General features: G+C 61.3%; 1 protein-coding gene and 1 pseudogene. Both read right to left on the reverse strand.

Features of this window, described 5'->3' with window-relative positions:
* Positions 1-155: 155 nt before the first annotated feature.
* Positions 156-596 (reverse strand): annotated as a pseudogene (locus tag J4G38_RS26160) (transposase); the annotation flags it as partial.
* A gap of 27 nt (positions 597-623) precedes the next feature.
* On the reverse strand, positions 624-927 hold a 304-nt coding region (locus tag J4G38_RS26165; RefSeq protein WP_226163891.1), incomplete at its 5' end, for a transposase.

Here is a 927-nt window from a genome sequence, read left to right on the forward strand (position 1 = left end):
AACGGCAAGAACGGCAAGCTGGCCCTGATTGCCGTCTGCAATAAGCTCCTCAAGCAGGCTTTTGCCATCGTGACCTCGGGCGTGCCCTATCAAGCTGATTTTATCAAAAAAGCAACTCTACCACTTGCTTTTTAACACAGTTCATGTAGGATAAATTAATCGTCAGGTTTCGATATTGACCGTTTGGCGAGTCGTCTGAGCATTAAGTTGCTGAGGCAGATTTTAATCCAGGCTTCACTGTTGCGGGGATTGGTTTCGTAATCGCGCCCGGCGAGGCGCCGGTACTTGCCTAGCCAAGCAAAGGTGCGTTCGACGACCCAGCGCCGGGGCAGCACCACAAAGCCTTTTTGCCCCGGCGGCTTGCTCACCACTTCCACCCGCAGACCCAGCGCTTGGGCTGCTTGGTTCACGAGGGGGCCTTGATAGCGGCCGTCGCCCCAAACGAGTTGCAGGTTCGGGGCCCGGGCTTTGGCCTCAGCCAGCACCGCCCCGGCCCCGACCGGGTCTTGCACGCTGGCCGACTGGACCTGCACCGCCAGGGGTAGCCCTTCGGTATCGACCACGATATGGCGCTTACGGCCCGCTACTTGTTTGCCCGCATCGTCGCCGTGACAGCCCCCCTTTTAGCCCGACTGCGTGTCAATGGCCCCCGCTGTGGGCTCGGCCGCGCGCTGCGGTTGGCGTACGCTCCGGCGCAGGCCATCCATCAACCGGTCCCAGGTCCCGTCCTCGCGCCACGCCTCGAACTGCTTGTAGACCGTGCGCCAGGGCGGTAGGTCATGCGGCAACAGCGCCCAGGCGCTGCCGGCCCGGCCCTGATAGAAAATGGCGTTGAGCAATTCCCGTTTGGTATGCAGCGGCGGCCGTCCATAGCCACTGGTAGCCACGTAGGGCTCCACCAGAAGCCATTGTTCGTCAGTCAAATCG

Origin of the sequence: Hymenobacter terricola (assembly GCF_017921975.2) — a bacterium.
Classification (GTDB): Bacteria; Bacteroidota; Bacteroidia; order Cytophagales; family Hymenobacteraceae; genus Hymenobacter; species Hymenobacter terricola.